The organism is Actinopolyspora sp. BKK2 (assembly GCF_011291845.1).
GTDB lineage: Bacteria > Actinomycetota > Actinomycetes > Mycobacteriales > Pseudonocardiaceae > Actinopolyspora > Actinopolyspora saharensis.
In genome coordinates, this window is record NZ_JAANTE010000001.1 from 235,006 (window position 1) to 249,226 (window position 14,221).

12 protein-coding genes and 1 pseudogene are annotated in these 14,221 nt (G+C 66.9%); 9 read left to right on the forward strand and 4 right to left on the reverse strand.

Annotated features, from left to right (window positions below):
- The first annotated feature begins 179 nt into the window (after positions 1–179).
- Positions 180–773: a recombinase family protein gene (locus G9Q41_RS01120; RefSeq protein WP_165631563.1), complete on the forward strand. Its 594-nt coding sequence runs from the start codon at positions 180–182 to the stop codon at positions 771–773.
- Here G9Q41_RS01120 and G9Q41_RS01125 read toward each other — a convergent pair.
- A complete protein-coding gene (locus G9Q41_RS01125; RefSeq protein ID WP_347567442.1) occupies positions 753–1,616 on the reverse strand; it encodes an SAM-dependent methyltransferase in 864 nt (287 codons plus the stop codon). The genes G9Q41_RS01120 and G9Q41_RS01125 overlap by 21 nt on opposite strands.
- Positions 1,617–1,795: 179 nt before the next feature.
- Here G9Q41_RS01125 and hrpB point away from each other — a divergent pair, with 179 nt between their 5' ends.
- Both hrpB and G9Q41_RS01135 read left to right on the forward strand, forming a co-directional pair.
- Positions 1,796–4,279, forward strand: a complete 2,484-nt coding sequence (hrpB, locus tag G9Q41_RS01130) for an ATP-dependent helicase HrpB (protein WP_165631562.1) — start codon at positions 1,796–1,798, stop codon at positions 4,277–4,279.
- 261 nt (positions 4,280–4,540) lie between these two features.
- Positions 4,541–4,738 carry a DNA adenine methylase gene (locus tag G9Q41_RS01135; RefSeq protein WP_207630415.1) on the forward strand — a complete coding sequence of 66 codons (198 nt, stop codon included), beginning with the start codon at positions 4,541–4,543 and terminating at the stop codon, positions 4,736–4,738.
- 22 nt (positions 4,739–4,760) lie between these two features.
- Here the strand turns inward: G9Q41_RS01135 and G9Q41_RS01140 are convergent, their stop codons facing one another.
- Positions 4,761–5,300 carry a pyridoxamine 5'-phosphate oxidase family protein gene (locus G9Q41_RS01140; RefSeq protein WP_165631561.1) on the reverse strand — a complete coding sequence of 180 codons (540 nt, stop codon included), beginning with the start codon at positions 5,298–5,300 and terminating at the stop codon, positions 4,761–4,763.
- A gap of 120 nt (positions 5,301–5,420) precedes the next feature.
- Here G9Q41_RS01140 and G9Q41_RS22180 point away from each other — a divergent pair.
- A pseudogene (locus tag G9Q41_RS22180) lies at positions 5,421–5,528 on the forward strand (alpha/beta hydrolase); the annotation flags it as partial.
- A 200-nt stretch (positions 5,529–5,728) separates the two neighbouring features.
- Positions 5,729–6,859, forward strand: a complete 1,131-nt coding sequence (locus G9Q41_RS01150) for a tyrosine-type recombinase/integrase (RefSeq protein ID WP_165631560.1) — start codon at positions 5,729–5,731, stop codon at positions 6,857–6,859.
- An 84-nt stretch (positions 6,860–6,943) separates the two neighbouring features.
- Here the strand turns inward: G9Q41_RS01150 and G9Q41_RS01155 are convergent, their stop codons facing one another.
- Positions 6,944–7,075 carry a helix-turn-helix domain-containing protein gene (locus G9Q41_RS01155; RefSeq protein ID WP_165631559.1) on the reverse strand — a complete coding sequence of 44 codons (132 nt, stop codon included), beginning with the start codon at positions 7,073–7,075 and terminating at the stop codon, positions 6,944–6,946.
- Between the two features lie 446 nt (positions 7,076–7,521).
- Here G9Q41_RS01155 and G9Q41_RS01160 point away from each other — a divergent pair, with 446 nt between their 5' ends.
- The 4 genes from G9Q41_RS01160 to G9Q41_RS01175 all read left to right on the forward strand — a co-directional run bounded on the left by G9Q41_RS01160 (position 7,522) and on the right by G9Q41_RS01175 (position 10,698).
- Positions 7,522–7,992 (forward strand): hypothetical protein, encoded by a 471-nt coding sequence (locus G9Q41_RS01160; RefSeq protein ID WP_165631558.1) that lies wholly within the window; start codon positions 7,522–7,524, stop codon positions 7,990–7,992.
- A 197-nt stretch (positions 7,993–8,189) separates the two neighbouring features.
- Positions 8,190–8,969, forward strand: coding sequence for a hypothetical protein (locus G9Q41_RS01165; RefSeq protein ID WP_165631557.1), 780 nt, complete (start codon positions 8,190–8,192; stop codon positions 8,967–8,969).
- The gene (locus tag G9Q41_RS01170; RefSeq protein ID WP_165631556.1) at positions 8,966–9,892 is read left to right on the forward strand and encodes an ABC transporter ATP-binding protein; all 927 of its coding nucleotides are present in this window, start codon (positions 8,966–8,968) and stop codon (positions 9,890–9,892) included. Before G9Q41_RS01165 ends, G9Q41_RS01170 begins: the two co-directional genes overlap by 4 nt.
- Before the next feature lie 164 nt (positions 9,893–10,056).
- A complete protein-coding gene (locus tag G9Q41_RS01175) occupies positions 10,057–10,698 on the forward strand; it encodes a hypothetical protein (RefSeq protein ID WP_165631555.1) in 642 nt (213 codons plus the stop codon).
- Between the two features lie 307 nt (positions 10,699–11,005).
- Here the strand turns inward: G9Q41_RS01175 and G9Q41_RS01180 are convergent, their stop codons facing one another.
- Positions 11,006–14,176, reverse strand: coding sequence for a UvrD-helicase domain-containing protein (locus G9Q41_RS01180; protein WP_165631554.1), 3,171 nt, complete (start codon positions 14,174–14,176; stop codon positions 11,006–11,008).
- Between the last annotated feature and the right edge of the window lie 45 nt (positions 14,177–14,221).

Genomic DNA, 14,221 nt, shown 5'->3' on the forward strand with positions numbered 1-14,221 from the left:
CCACGTAGTTCGAGCCCCGCACCATCTCCGCAAACCAACCCTCACTGAGACAATCGAGACGGAACGTCGCCGAAGTGACTGCCCGCGCACGAGCAGGGACGATGCTGACCAGGCTCGTCTCAGTTGCCTAGTACGGTGAAAATCTCACAGAGCGGGGGCTAAGCGTTATACTCCTGCTCGTGTCCGGAACCTTGATCGGCTACGCCCGTTGCTCCACCGACGAACAAGACCTCACCGCGCAGTGTCAGCGCCTCGGCGAGCTCGGCGTAACCGAAGATCGGATCTATCTCGACCACGGACTCACCGGAACCCGTCGTGCCCGGCCCGGCCTGGACCAGGCGCTGGCGGCCGTGCGCGCAGACGACACGCTTGTGGTGCCCAAGCTCGACCGGCTTGCCCGATCCGTGCCCGATGCTCGCGCCATCGGTGACAATCTGGCCGGCCGCGGCATCAAGCTCTCCCTCGGCGGGCAGGTCTATGACCCCACCGACCCGATGGGCAAGATGTTCTTCAACATCCTGGCTACCTTCGCCGAGTTCGAAGTGGACCTGCTGCGGATGCGCACCCGCGAAGGCATGGCCGTGGCCAGGGCAAAGGGCAAGCTTCGCGGCAAGCAACCCAAGCTCTCACCGAAGCAGCAAACCGAACTACGCCGAATGCACGCCACTGGCGACTACTCGATCGCCGACCTCACCGAGCTGTTCTCCGTGTCGAGACCCACCGTCTACCGCAGCCTGCAACGCGGCAGCCACTCAGCTGGCACCTCCGGCTGAACTACTTTGCGGCTGGCCGTAGCAACCGGAGAACTGGGCCGAGGGGAGCGGTCGCCCGACGGCGCCGTAGAAGGAGCAGGAGGCGGCGTCCTCGGCCTCCTCGGGAACCTCGGGACGCCACTCGGGCACGAACACCAGCCCGGGCTCGACCAGCTCGAAACCGGACAGCATGCCGGCGATCTCGCCGCGGGTGCGCAGATACGCCGGGTTCTGACTGTTGCGGTAGAGCTCGGCGGCCTGCTCGACATCGGGCAGGGTGTCTCCGGACACGTGGGACAGCACCAGATACCCACCGCTGGTGAGGCGACGCCGGTAGCCCTGCAGAATCCCGGCCGGATCCTGCCGATCGCTGACGAAGTGCAGCACCGCGACCATCAGCACCGCCACCGGCTGCTCCAGATCGAGCAGCTCGCGCGTGACCGGCGAGTCCAGCACCGCCGCGGGATCGGTGAGATCGGCCTGCAGCACGGCGGTGTGTTCGGTGTGCCGCAGCAGCAGCTGGCTGTGCGCCACCGCCACGGGCTCGTTGTCGACGTAGACCACCCGGCTGTCCGGCTCGACGTCCCGGGCCACCTCGTGCACCGGCCCCGCCGTGGGCAGCCCGCAGCCGAGATCGACGAACTGGCGTATCCCGCAGGAGGCCAGGTAGCGCACACTGCGGCGCAGGAACGCGCGGTTGACCCGCGCCAGATGCGGCATCTGCGGAAACACCTCGTAGATGCGCCGGGCCAGCTGCCGGTCCGCGGCAAAATTGTAGTTCCCACCGAGGTAGTAGTCGTACAACCGTGCCGCCGAGGGCACGTCCACATCGACTCCGGGAGGAACCCAGGAAGGCTGCGACACGACACGCTCCCCACAACGTCGTACGTTCACCACCCACCGTAGCGATCACCACAACCCGTCCGAGCGAGACACGGATGTCCCCCCACGAGGACCGGAGCTCGTCCTGCTTCCGGAACCGAACCGGCCACCTCGTCACGGCCGCCCGCCCCCCCGAAAAGAGCGACGATACCGTTTCACCGATGACGCTCACGCCGCCCGAGTTCCCCGACCTGCCGGTCCGTGCCGTTCTCGACGAGATCGGCGAGACACTGGACAGCGACGGAACCGCCGTGCTCGTGGCCCCACCAGGCACCGGCAAGACCACCCTGGTGCCGCTGGCGCTGGCCGCACGAGGACTGCGGGTGGTGGTGGCCGAACCACGCAGGCTCGCCACCAGAGCCGCGGCCACCCGCATGGCCGAGCTGCTCGGCGAGAAGGTCGGCGACCACGTCGGCTACGCCGTGCGCGGCGAACGCCGCTGCTCACCGGACACCCAGGTCGAAGTCGTCACCTCGGGCCTGCTGGTGCGCCGCCTGCAGTCCGACCCCGAACTGGCCGGGGTGGACGCCGTCATCCTCGACGAGTGCCACGAACGCCACCTGGACGCGGACCTGCTGCTGGCCCTGCTGCTGGACGCGCGCGACGGGCTGCGCCCCGACCTGCGCGTGCTGGCCGCCTCGGCCACGGTCGCCAGCGACCAGCTGGCCGAGCTGCTCGGCGAACAACACCCCGCCCCGGTCGTGCACGCGCACGGACGCTCCCACCCCGTCGAAACGCACCACGTAGCCCCACTGCGCAAAGAACCGGTCGAAGCCACCGTGGCCCGCGCCGTGCGCACCGCACTCGACGAACAACCCGGCGACGTGCTCGCCTTCCTGCCCGGCGCAGGCGAGATCGCACGCACCCGCGAGAAACTCTCCGACGAAACCGACGTGGACGTGCTCCCCCTGCACGGACGACTGCCTACCCACGAGCAGGACGCCGCGCTGCAACCACGCGCACGACGACGAGTCGTGCTGGCCACCGCCGTGGCCGAATCCAGCCTCACCGTCCCCGGAGTGCGCGCGGTGGTGGACTCCGGTCTGTCCCGCGTCTCCCGAGTCGACCACCGGAGAGGCCTGTCCGGACTGGTCACCATGCGAACCTCGCAGGCCGTGGCCGAACAACGCGCCGGACGCGCCGGACGCGAAGCCCCCGGACACGCCTACCGCTGCTGGCCCGCCCACGAACACAGCAGCCTCGTGCGCTACCCGGAACCGGAGATCCGCACCGCCGACCTCACCCGGCTCGCCCTGGAACTGGCCTGCTGGGGCACCCCGGACGGCAGCGCGCTGCGCTGGTGGGACACCCCACCGGAAGGCCCCCTGGTCGCCGGGCACGAAGTGCTGACCGCACTGGGCGCCCTGGACGGCAACGGCGAGATCACCGAACGCGGCCGCCGCATGTCCGAACTCGGACTGCACCCGCGGCTGGCCCGCGCCCTGCTGGACGGCAGCGCCCAAACCGGACGCCGCACCGCCGCCGAGGTCGTCGCGCTGCTGGACGACGACACCCTCGCCCAGGACACCGAACTGGCCACGGCCCTGCGCAAACTCCGCGACGGGGCAAACGGTTCCCAACGCTGGCGACGCGAGGCCCGGCGCATGGAAAAGATGGTGCCCGCCACCAGCACCCCCACCGACCCCGACGACGACGCGCTGGTGGTGGCGCTGGCACACCCCGAACGGCTGGCCCGCCGCCGCGCTCCGCGCTCCCGGGTGTACCTGATGGCCGGAGGAACCGCGGTGGAACTGCCCCGCTCCGAAGTCCGCGAGGACCCCGCGGGCATGCCCACCTCCGAAGGACTGGCCGGCTCGGAGTGGCTGGCCATCGCCGTCGCCGAGCGCGACCCCAGCCGCGTGCACGGGTTCGTCCGGCTGGCCGCACGAGCCGACCAGCGACTCGCCGAACAAGCCGCCCCCGGGATGCTGTCGACCCACCAGGACATCGCCTGGCACGACGGGGACGTCCGCGCACGCACCGCCCGCAAACTGGGCGCGATCACCCTGTCCGAGCGGAAACTCGACGACCCCCCGGCCGGGGCGGTGCGGGACGCGCTGCTCGACGGGCTGCGCAGCGAGGGACTGGACCTGCTGCACTGGGACACCGCAGGCAGGCAGCTGAGGCAACGCCTCGCGTTCCTGCGCGACGTGTTCGGCCCACCGTGGCCGAGCACCACCGACGAGGACCTGCTGGCCGCGGCGGAGACGTGGCTGGAACCCGAGCTGTCGAACGCGCGCACCCGCGCCGACCTGGAACGCATCGACGCCGGGCAGGCACTGCACCGCCTGCTGCCGTGGCCCGAGGCCGGACGGCTGGACGAACTCGCCCCGGAACGCATCGAAGTGCCCTCCGGATCCCGGGTGCGCATCGACTACGACAGCGAACACCCCGCCCTGCCGGTGCGGCTGCAGGAAGTCTTCGGCTGGACCGGCGTGCCCACCATCGCCGACGGGCGGGTGTCGGTGCTGATGCGCCTGCTCGACCCGGGCGGACGCCCCGCAGCCGTCACCGGGGACCTGACCTCCTTCTGGAACAACGGCTACCACCAGGTCCGCGCCGAACTCCGCGGGCAGTACCTGAAACACCCCTGGCCGGAAGACCCCTGGTCGGCCTCGCCGAGCAAACCGGGCAAAGGGCAGTGAACGACGGCGGAAACCAGGCCCGCGCGCAGCAAGCCGCGTGGGGGGGCGTGTCCCGCTCCGCGTCGCCCCTCGACGACGGTGCCGGTGTGGTTGACTCACCGTTGACGGCCCGAGGAGGGGAGAGGTGGCCCCAAGGCACCGGAGAACAGCGTTACGTCCATCGCCCGCCTGATCGGGGTGTCGCGCTCCACGCTGTACGTACCTGCCCGAGCTGTCCGGCGGCCGGGCCGCTCTGCCCCAGGACCACCGAAGGGCGCCGTGGTGGCTGCTCCCGCTTTGCCTGCTGCGGCGGCAAAGTCGCGCCTGGCGGCCCGGATCGCCGTGCTGCTGCCCGAGTACGCCCACTACGTCGAGCCGTTCGCCGGCGGACTGTCGGTACTGCTGGCGAAGACGCCCAGCCGCGTGAAAACGGTGAACGTGAAGATGTCAATCTCGACTGCCCCCGGAGTGACGGCCTGAGGTGGACCCGCGCGAGCTCTCTTCAGACTGACGGTTGTTGGTCGAGCAGCCCGACGGGATCGGCGCTGTAGGCGACCATCCAGCTGGGGTCGATGCGATACCAGACGTTCTCGTCCCAGAACGGATCGTTGCCATCGCCGTCGTAGTGGTCGACGAGGTGCTCGCGGACGGTTGGCCAAGTCGGGGCGCTGCTCGACCCCTCGGGGTTCAGCGGAACGGCGTGTCCATGTGTGAAAATGCCGAGCTGCTCGCCGCGCATGAAGGTCGCGCTGATTCCGGGCCGCGCCGCGAGATGGCGGGCTTTAGCGGACTGGCGGTGGGTGCCGACGATCCAACGACCGTGCAGGAGGTGCCCGTCGGCGCCACTGATGCGTGGCTCGCCGCGCCGGGTGACCGTGGCAATGGCCAGGGTGCACATGCCTTGGCAGACTCGGACGACCTGCTCGGCGTCCAAGGTGCTTTCACCTGGCCGGATGATCGACTTGAGATGGCTGCTGGAGTCAGCCCAAGACGTGTCGAGCAGGACTTGGAGGCTGTGGAGCTCGTCGGGAGTTTCGAACATGCGGCTAGTTAATCAGCTCCCACCGACAGTGTCGGCTCAGCGCGCAGTCGCCGACCGGGCATGGGCGAGTCGGTAGGAGAGATGGTGCCGGTCTCGAGGATGTTTCCGGCGAAGGTGAGATCGCTGGGCGGAGCCGTCGCGCTGCGAGTCCTCGCCGACGCCGGGATTCCGGTCGCCGCGACAGCAGTGGTGAACGCCGCGATCCGGATGCGCTCGGTCGTGGACCTGTTGTCGGACGACTAGCGCCGGCAGGCGAGGTGGACACCGGCCTGACCAGGTGGTTCCGACGCCGCCTCACGGGGAAAGGACAGCAGCTGCAGTCTCAGTCCCCCGGGGCGCGCAGCACCTCAGCGAACACCACCCGCCACGCACAAAACCCGTGCTAGGTTGCCGCGGGCAGCGTTCGACGACCTCGCGGGAGACCTGAAATGGAGGCCACCCCTCCCGACAAGCACACCACCGCGGCAACCACCCCCGCGCGCTCGACACGCCCGGGCGAGGTGACACCCCCCACCGACGTGTCCGCCGAACTGCCCTCCGCCGCGCGCGAAACCCTGCCCGCCCCGGAACCGGGGCAGCGCTACCACCTGCGCGGGCTGACCGAACTGTGGGCCCGCGAACTCGTCGAGCAGGCCGAACGCGACGGACGCGACCCGCACACCGCCCGCTCCTACACCCACGCGGTGGCCCGCTGGCTGCGCTTCTGCCAACTGGAAAACATCGACCCCCTGGCAGCACGCCGCGCCGATGTGGACCACTGGGTGTCCGGACTCGACGTCGGACCGGCCACCGCCCGAACCCGCCTGGCCGGGGTGAGCAGCTGGTACGGCTACCTCATCGACAACGACGCGGCCACCAGCGACCCCGCCGCCCGCGTCAAACGCCCCAAGCACAACCGCCGCTCCAACGGCTCGGACACGGCCTGGCTCTCCGACGAGGAACTCAACGCGCTGCTGGCCGAGGCCACCCGCCGCGCCGAGAACGCCGACCCCGAAACCCTGGAAACCGCCGTCCGCGACGCCGCGGTGCTGCGGGTGCTGATCACCACCGGCGTGCGCTCCGGCGCCGTGCGCAACGCCCGCCTGCCCGACGACCTCGGCACCCGGGGCGGACACCGGCTGCTGCACTACCGCACCAAAGGCGGCGGCCAATCCGCGAAACCCCTCGTGCCCTACGCCGCGGCCATGGTGGACAACTACCTGCGGCTGCGAGCCGCCCGCCAGAACCTCGACACCGCCCAACTGACCGGACCGCTGTTCGCCGGAACTCCCTACCGCGGCAAACCCGGAGGCAGGCCGCTGTCGAACAGCTACCTGGCGAACATGCTCCGCCGCACGGCCACGGCAGCCGGCATCAACGACCCCGAGCGACTCGTGCCGCACTCCACCCGCCACAGCGTGGCCACCTCACTCGGCAAACGCCGCTCACTGGCCGAAGTGCAGACCTACCTCGACCACGCCGACCCCCGCACCACACGCCTGTACCTGCGCGTGGACGAGAACCTCAACAACAGCCCCGCCTACACCATGGCAGGCGTCATCGACGACCCCCACGAGTAGGTTCAGTTCTCCCGGATCTTCCGCGAGCCGCAAAGTAGGTGTGGTTCTCAGGTCAGGTCGCTATGGCGCGCCGTAAGGTAGGGGTCACTGGTTGGTCGTGGTGAGGTAGACGTAGACGGTGGTGCGGGGCACGCCGACGAGGTCGGCGATCTGCTGAACCGTCTTTTCCCGACTGTCATAGAGCTGTTGGGCAAGCTCGGCCTGTTCCGTGGACAAAGGTTCTCTTCGACGACACTTGCCCGACGCAACGCATTGTCCTGGTCGTTCGGGTTCTGGCTACCATGCTGCGTCCGAGACGAGCTTCCGCTGTGCATACTTCGCTGGCCAGATGCAACGGTCGCGGGTACGAATTCTGGTATTTTATTTGCCAGTATTCACATAGCATGAGCGCTGGCCAATACGTCCGCATTTCAGTTGTTTTCGCAGCGCACTCCCGTCGAAGTCGCCGTGCTGTTTGCTGGTTGCCGCCCACTAAGTCCCAGCGCGATGGGAGTTTTACCACCGATCGCAACCGAGTGTCGTATATCACCACCGTTTGGCTGATTGGATCACTCGGGAATATTCGGCAATATTGTCGAGGTTAAATAAAAATATCCAACTTCGACGCGGGGCACCAGGGTGACTATCAGGAATAAAACCACCAATTCCTATAGTCACTTTGTGTGTCTATGTGGTTGTTATTTCTACAAGGAGTATTTATGCTCATGTTAGCGAGACGTCTGAGTGTCGCTATGGCAAGCGGTCTTTTTGCTCTATTGGCCTTGGGGGTTGCTCCTGCTGTTGCTCAGACTTCCGGGCAGGGGTCAGCTAATCTTAATCCTGCTTCGCAGAATATTTCGTACAATTGCATTATTCCCGAATTTGGGTGGGCAGATCAATGCCAGACTTTCTGGGTACAGCCCGGCCAGCGCGTAGAGATAAGTCTGGACGACTCGGGAGGTAAGCGTATCGACGTCAACCTGAACGACATTGGAACCGGCCAACAGTACAACGGCACGACACTCAATCTCAATGAAGGGGATTCTCGGATTATCTGGACAAACGGTTATGACAATGCGCGGAAGGTGCGCATGGCGATGGCTTCACCAGCGGTTGTTACTATCCAGGCTCTTGGCAACGTGAGCATCTATTGATGAAGCGGTGAATCCGGAAAGGTACATTTGACGGACGTGCTACATAATTCTCGGTCACCACAGGACAGTCATCCTGTGGTGACCGAGTTTGAGTTCCAGGTGATCACTGCGGTAGTGTTCACTCTTGTGCTTCGATATTGCCAGTCTGGACGCGCCGACCGTGTGCTCGCTTCGAGTCCGAAACGCATGCTGTGTTGGTGATGATGATGCGGTTGTTGAGGTGTGAGCTGCGGCGGCTGCTGCTGCGGTACCGCTTCGTCGTGACGGTGCTGCTCGCGGGTGTGGTGGGCTCCGTGGTTATGGCGGGAACGAATCCCATGGCTGGCAGTAGGGGATCGTTGTATGAGATCCGTGTGTTCGGAGCGCTGAGTGAATCCCTTCTGAGTATTTATGCCTTTTTGATCCCGCTCGTGGGGGGAGTGGCTGCGGCAGGATCGTTGGCCGAGGATCGTGCTCGTAACTACCCGCAGTGGATCCTGGTCCGCGGTGTCGGAGCGGGGCGTTTCCTCGGTGTTAAGGCCGTGGCTATGTTCCTGACCACTGCCATGGCAGTTCTGCTGTCGCAGGTGATCGTGTTCGGCACGGCCGCGGCGGTGTTTCCATGGGGAGCTACGGACGCTCCGGCCGGAACGGATTATCTGGTTCCGGAGCTGTTTATGGCCGCGCCTGCCGTGCATGATCTGATGCTGGTGGTGATGCTGAGTGTGGCCGCCGGTGTTTTGTCGTTGACCGGGCTGGTAGTGGGGGCGATGATAGCTAATGAGTACTTGGCCGCGGCCGTTCCTTTTCTTTTGGTCGTGGGCGGCGCTCTCGTACTGGAAGGGCCGGCGAAACGGTTGAGCCCGTACACCTACCTGGATTTGGGCACGAGTCCGGGGCCCGGTTCGATGAGTGCGGTGCTGGTGTACTGGAGCGTTGTGGCGGTGCTGACCGTAATGGCGGCGATAGGATTGTTCGTGCGCAGGGAGGCTCGATGAGTGATCCGGAGAAGGCCGCTCTACTGCGCGGGGTAGGAAAGCGGTACGGCTCGCACTGGGCGGTACGGGATCTCGATCTCGACCTTGATTTTGGGCAGGTCGTGGGGTTCATTGGCCCGAACGGGGCAGGAAAGACCACGCTTATTCGGATGATGACCGGCCTGTCGGCGGTTTCCGCCGGTCAGATCGAGATACTCGGTGCGGATCTGACGAGGCAAGCACGCAGCCCCGACGGTATCGGCATGGTCGCCGAACATCCGCAGTTCGTACCGTACCTGTCGGCGCGGAAAAACCTGCGGCTGCTGGCGCGTATCCGCAACGTGGCCACCGAGGAGGACATCGCCGACACTCTTCGAAAAGTTGGTCTGGACCCGCAGGATCGACGGCCTGTGCGCGGCTATTCTCTGGGTATGCGGCAGCGGTTGGGGGTAGCCCAAGCGTTGATGGAGCGTCCTCGGCTACTGTTCCTGGACGAACCCACCAATGGGCTCGACCCGCGCGGCATCGTCGAGTTCCGCGAGCTCATCCGGCAGCTGGCCACGGCGGGCGTGGCAGTGTTCGTGGCCAGCCACTTGCTGACCGAACTCGAACAGGTCTGTGACCGGGTGTTGTTCGTACGCCACGGTCGAGTGCTGGAAGAACTTGACTTGCATCGGTCCCAGCAGGAAATGGTGCGGCTGAGTGTCACCGGTCCCGACGATGTGGCCGCGCTACGCGAGTGGGCTGCCCACACCGGTATCGCACTGACCGACCAGAATGGCACTCGCTGGCCCACGGTGGAGCTGGCATCCACAGATGTGCCCGAGCTGCTTGCGCACCTGGTCCGTGCCGGAGTGCGTATCGAGGCCGTCGACCGTGCGCAGCGTTCGCTGGAACAGCGCTTCCTGGAACTGACCGGCTCCGAAAGCGAGGTCGTCTCGTGAGGGCCACGCTGCGACTGGCACGTGCCGACTTGGCCCGTGCCCTGGGCACGTACCGCTGGCTCATGGCGGTTCCGGCCTGGTTCGCCGCCGTACACCTGTCCCTGGGGTATGTACGCTACGACTACGATGGCGGCGGGCTGCGCCCTGTCAACCTTTGGGACGCTGTGCCGGGTCTGTTCACCAACACGGTCCTCGTGCTGTTCGTGTTCGTGCTCGGGTTCGTGTTCCTCACCGGCGACCTGTACGTGCGGGACCGCACCCTCGGAGTCGCCTCCATGACCGTGCTGCGAGCCCCCTCTCGTGGTCACTGGTGGAGCGCCAAAATCTGCGCGCTCGGCGTGCTTTCCGTCGTCTACAGCAGCCTGGTGCTCGTGGTGATGCTGCTACTCGGTGGGATGCAACTGGGATGGAGCACCACCGCTAGTCCAACAGCCCTGAGAGGCGAGCTCTACTACCGTTGGGCCGAGCTACCGATACCGGTGTTCGTCCTGGTCATCATGCTCTATGCCGCGCTGGCGCTCTGGGCCATCGGAGCCGTGGTGATGCTGGTCTCTACCGTAGTGCCCCACCCGCTGACACCTGCCATGGCCGGTCTCGTCTGGGTGCTGCTGGGGGGAGTACTCGCCCCACTGGGCAGCCGCACCGGCTGGACACGCCTGGACCCTCTCTACCAGATATTCTACAGCTCCCACTTCGGCCCAGATCACTTCACGTTGTCCTGGATGAGCTCTTTCACGGTGATTCTTACGACTCTGTTGGCAGCAGCAGCACTCGGAGTCTGGAGGTTGCGTCACGCCGAACTATGACCCCAACTCAACACTGGCACAGGAAAACCAACCCAGATGGCATCACCGTCGCGGGCCTCGGCCATGCGGTCGGATCAACCAGCTCGCCCGATGTCCAGCTCTGACGCACGCCCGGACGCTAGCGCAACCACCAACACCACGATCGAGCGCTCACGTGCGACCAGCCGCTACTTTGCGGCTCGCGGGAACTTCAGGAGAACCGGGCCGAACAGAGTTAGCCACCACCGGCGGGAAAACAGCAGCAGACAGGGGAGAGGTCACCGGAAACCACCCACACGGTGACACCCTCCACCCCGGCAACGAACCACTACAGCAGCGTCAACTGCCGCTGCTGCCTGCGCCCGCCCCCATCCTCCTCGCTGCGCACCGCAGCAGACCCCAGCTCGGACAGAAACGGCGACGGGAAACGCTGCCGCCCCTCGTCCGAACCCCCGCGCCGCGCGGCACGAGTCACGTACAACCTCCGCTGCGCCCGGGTCACGCCCACGAAGAACAACCGCCGCTCCTCGGCATCGTCCTCCCGCTGCTCACCCGGCCACCGCAACGGCAACAACCCGTCCTCGCAGCCCACGAGAAACACCACCGGGTACTCCAGCCCCTTGGCCGCGTGCAGCGTCAACAACGACACCGCATCGGCCCGCGGATCCAGCGCGTCCACCTCGGCACCGAGCAGCACCTCCCGCCGAAACCCCTCCACGTCCACACCGAAACGCGCCGCCAACGGCCGCAACAACTCGACAGCGGCGTGCACCGTGTCGTGCTCACCGGGCACGGTCGCCACCACCCGCTCGGCAGCCGCACGCAGCCGCTCGGTCACCTCCCCGGAACCCTCCGAGACGTAACCCAACTCGTCCAACAACGGCCCCACCCCGGGCCGCGCCGACAACGGGTCGTGGCTGCGCTTCTGCACGGGAAACCCCTGCCGAACCAACTCCTCCCGCAGCACGCGCGACTGCGCGTCCGTGCGGTACACGACCGCGACATCGCCGAACCCGATCGACCCCGCCTCGTAACCATCGGTGCGGCCACTGTCGAAGGAGTGAAAGGACGAACCCCCGAGAAGCTCGTCCACGGTGCGAGCCACGAACCTGGCCTCGGCGTGCTCGTCGGAGGCCCGATGCACCACCACCGGGTGCTCGGCGACCCCGCCCACCGGACGCAACTGCCGCCCCGGAACCAGACTGCCCGGCTCGATCGCCCGAACCGCACCCTCCACGATGTGCCGCCCACTGCGATAGTTCCGCGTCAACTCCAGCACGGGCGCGTCCGGATAATCCTGCTCGAACCGCAGGAAAAACCCCACATCCGCCCCGCGGAAACCGTAGATCGCCTGGTCCGGATCACCGATCACGGTCACATTGGCCGCGGCAGGAGCCAACAACCGCAGCAGCCGGTACTGCACCTCGTCGACATCCTGGTACTCGTCCACGGTGATCCACCGGAAACGCTGCCGATACCGCTCGACCAGCCCCGCATCCGCCTCCAACAACCGAACCGGCAGCACGAGCAGATCGTCGAAATCGACCAGCCCCTCCGCCCGCAGCGCCTCCAGATACCCGGGCAGCAGCCGCTCGACCTCCTGCCGGACCTCACCACCACGACGCGCCCGGGAGATCTCCGAACCGAGCCGCCGCGCGCCGCGCTCGTCCCCGGTCAACCCGGCCAGGATCTCGTCCCTGCGCCGACCGTCGGCCACACCGAACTCCGCGGGCAACCCCAAAGCAGCGTGGTTGTCCCGCACGATGTCCATACCCAGCGAATGGAACGTGGCCACGGAGACCTCCTCCACGACCTGCGAACCGACCAGCTCGCCGAGCCGGTCGGCCAGCTCGACAGCGGCCCGCCGGGTGAAAGTGATCGCCAAGCACTCCCGCGCAGCCACACCGCGCTCCCGGATCAGATGGGCGAGCCGGTGCGTGACCGTGCGCGTCTTCCCGGTCCCCGGCCCGGCAACGATCATCAACGGCCCCGACCGCACCTCGGCCGCCGCCCGCTGATCGGGATCGAGCCCGGCCAGCACCCCCGCGCCTGCGTTCACCTCGCCCGCGTCCGCCCCGCCGGCCGGAACCGGCGCGGACCCCTCGTGCTCACCGCCGGGAAGTGGGGAAGTGGTCGGCTCCTCCACGGCTGCCACCGACCGCGCAGCGGGATCCGACTCCGCGGGACGCGCCGCAGCGGCCCGCAACACCGAATCGTCGAATAACGACACCGACCCCCGCGAACGCAACCGGGACAACTCCTCGGGCTCGAAAACCCGGATCCGGCCGTACTCGCCGTCGAAACCGGCCTGCCGGTGCACCGAACCACCGCGCAACCGCTCGATCGCCTCGGCGAGCAGCGGATCGTCGGCACGCAACCGCTCGACGGGAACATCCTCCAGAATGGCCAACTCCGAACCGTGCCGGGCCGTCAGAGCGCTGATCTCACCGAACACCTTCTTGCTCTTGGGCCCCACACCGCGGAGCTCACCGATGATCTCCGGAAGCGGGATCAGGTTCCGATAACCGGCCGCCCCACTCGGCCGCACCCCGACATCCCGGTCGGCCAGGGCATCGACCCTGTTGAGCACCCCCACCGTCAACGGCTTGCCGCACTCCGGGCACAACCGACCGTGATCGCGCGTGTCCGCCGGATCGAACCGGATGCCGCACTTGCGGTGCCCGTCGAGGTGGTACTTGCCCTCCTCGGGAAAGAACTCCACGGTCCCCTCGACACCGCGGCCCGTCTCCAGCGCACGACGAATCGCGAAGTAGTCCAGCTCGGTGTCGAACACGGTGGCCTCCCGCGCCAGCATCGGCGGGGAGTGGGCGTCGGAATGACTGACCAGGGTGTAGCCGTCCAACCCGGAAAGACGCCAGTTCATCTCCGGATCGCTGGACAGCCCCGTCTCCAACGCGAAGATGTTGTCGGCCAGGTCCCGGTAGCACTCCTGAACGGAGTTGAACCCGGCCTTGGACCCCAGCACGGCGAACCACGGCGTCCAGATGTGCGCCGGAACGAGATAGGAGCCCTGCCCGGACTCCAGCGTGATCTCCAGCAGGTCCCGCGAGTCCAACCCCAGGATCGGACGCCCGTCGGAACCGAGGTTGCCGATGTTGCCCAGCCTGCGGCTGAACTCCTCGGCCGCCTCGAAATCGGGCACATAGCACAGATGATGCACCTTGCGGGTGTAGTCACCCTGCTTGTAGATCGTGGCGATCTCCACCGACAGCATGAACCGCACCGGCGTGTGACAGCTGGCGGGCAACGTCCGCGACAGCTCACGCTCGTACTCCGGCCGCAACCGCAACAACCCCGGCTCGGCCGGCTCGAGAACCTCACGCAGATGCGCCCGCCAGGCCGGATGCGTGAAATCCCCCGTGCCGACGACGGTGACCCCCTTGCGCCGAGCCCACCACGCCAGGTGCTCGATGTCGCAGTCCTTGCTGCACGCGCGGGAGTACTTGGAGTGAATATGCAAGTCGGCATAGAAGCGCACCCGGCCGATACTGCCAAACGAACCGATCCCGGCACCGACCCGCTG